The organism is Neolewinella aurantiaca, from assembly GCF_008014675.1.
Lineage (GTDB): Bacteria > Bacteroidota > Bacteroidia > Chitinophagales > Saprospiraceae > Neolewinella > Neolewinella aurantiaca.
Map to the genome: position 1 here is coordinate 1,911 of NZ_VOXD01000074.1, position 2,536 is coordinate 4,446.

1 pseudogene is annotated in these 2,536 nt (G+C 48.9%); it reads right to left on the reverse strand.

Annotated elements, in window-relative coordinates:
- Nucleotides 1-2,536, reverse strand: a pseudogene (locus FUA23_RS23210) (SdrD B-like domain-containing protein); the annotation flags it as partial.

The window sequence follows — 2,536 nt, forward strand, 5'->3', positions numbered from 1 at the left end:
TTCCGTTGGTACGTCGTTGTCAGGAGTAGAGTCTTCGTCCGTCTGGTCTTCGTCATCGCCAACGATCTCAGCTACGTTCGTCAGGCTTGTGCCCTGGAAGTCTGCGTCGATCGTGTACGATACGTTGAAGGTGAAAGTATCACCGTCCTGGTCGATCTGCTCGTTCACCGTGAAGGTGCCGTCACCGTTGTCGGTTACGTTACCGCTCACAGAAGCGAAGGTCAGACCAGCAGGTGCGCGGTCTTCAACGATTACGCCGTTGGCATCAATGCTACCGGTGTTGGTAACCGTGATGTCGAAGCTTACTGTAGAGCCCTGAATGTAAGGACCAACAGAAGTTACTGTCTTGGCAAGCTCAAGGTCGTAAACCTGATCGACGGTGATTTCCTCGTCGTCCTGATCGTCCTCCGTTGGTACGTCGTTGTCAGGAGTAGAGTCTTCGTCCGTCTGGTCTTCGTCGTCACCAACGATCTCCGCTACGTTCGTCAGGCTCGTGCCCTGGAAGTCTGCGTCGATCGTGTAGGATACGTTGAAGGTGAAAGTGTCACCGTCCTGGTCGATCTGCTCGTTCACCGTGAAGGTGCCGTCACCGTTGTCGGTTACGTTACCGCTCACAGAAGCGAAGGTCAGACCAACTGGTGCGCGGTCTTCAACAACAACATTATTAGCGTTGAGGCTACCGGTATTTGTAACTACGATATCAAAGCTTACCGTACTTCCCTGAACATATGGTCCGACAGAAGTAACAGTTTTAGCAAGTTCCAAATCATAATTTTGGTTGATTTCAATGTTGACATTGTCTTCATCATCATCATCGCCATTACCGTCACCGTCTTCATCGACATCAGGGCCAGTAGTAGGATCCGAGTCAATGTCATCGAAAGGACCGTCTGCGGTAATTTCAGCTGCATTGTTCAGAGTAGTTCCCTGGAAAGATTCACTAACCTGGTAGGTCAGTTCCACAGTAATGGTAGAACCAGCAGGAATACTTGCGACAGTAAAGCTACCGTTACCGGTAGAAACGATACCGCCCTGTGGTGTAATGCTTTGGAAAACAAGACCAGCTTGAGGGAGGTCAGTTACAGCGACATTAGCTGCATCAATATCCCCCTCGTTGGTTACAGCTACAGAGTAGGTCACATTGCTACCCTGGGTGTAAGTAGAGCCAGAGGTTACCTCCTTGGTAAGAGAAAGATCGAAAAGCGGAAGGTCACCGCAATCGTCATCGCTCAGGTCAGGAGTTCCGTCACCATTGACATCAATATCAGCCCGGTTGTAAAGTCCGGTACCAGGAGTTCCGGTTAAACCTTCAGAGCTTCCACCTTCACATTCAGTGTAAACATTGTCACCACCATCTGTTGAGCCTGGCTCAAGATCAAGAGTAACATTGTACACTAGTGTGTAGGTTTCGGTCGCATCAGCAGCAATCATCCGATCAATGGCGATAGTACTAGCACCTGTAACTGCCAATGCACCTGCGTCAGCGCCGCTGAATTCACCACTATTAATGGTTACATCATTGTCGAAAGCAGGAGTATCAGTCAGTGAGTATGTTCCGATACCGCCAGTATTGGTAACAACGATGGTATAAGTAACATCGTAAGTACCATCTGTATTAGGAATAGCGCTGACGAATTCTTTATCAAGGGAAATCTCAGCGTTACGCTGAACGCCAGCATCAAGATCTGGGTAGTTCTGACCACTGATCAGAGTAACCTGAGCGGTATTACCATTGATATCAGCATCACTGTCATTGGTCTCGTCGCTACCTACTGCATCAGGAGTAGTAAAGAGGTAGTTTGGCAGAATTTCGAATTGTACGCTGTAAGTACCGGGTACAAGTTCGGTGAACTCGTAGAAGCCTCCGTTCATAGTAGTTGTGGTGCTAACGATCATGCCGTTTTCGTCCAAGAGGTTGACGGTTACTCCATCAATACCTGCACTTCCCGGCTCATCATTAATTCCATTTCCATTGGTGTCTTCCCATACATAATCACCGAGTGAAGCAAGTTGGTAGAAACCAGCATCCACATCCAGATTAACATCACCTGAAGCGATTGTTACAGGATCTGAAGTACCTGTAGTCACATCTGCATCAGAATCGTTTTGCTCAGTTGAGCCTGTTTCGTTCTGAGCCGTTGGCTCAAAACCATCAGGCGTACCAAATTGAACAGTATATGTTCCTGGGACCAAGTTATCAAACAGGTATTCACCGTTTTCGTCAGTGACAGCTGTCTGAGGCACTCCGTCGACATCCAGAACTACATTATTTGTCTCATCCAGAAGAGCTACCGGCACACCAGGAATTCCTGGTTCTCCGAGATCCTGAATGCCGTTAGCATTCAAATCCTCGAAGACGAAGTCACCGATAGAAGCAGTTCCGTAAAAACCAGCGTCGATGGTTGGGTTGTTCTCTCCGGACGCAAGAACGATCGGATCGCTCTGGCCGGTGGTTTCGTCGGCATCGCTGTCGGTAGCATCGTCACCCTGGTCGGATGGCGTCGGCTCGTAACCGGCAGGAGATACAAACTCTACT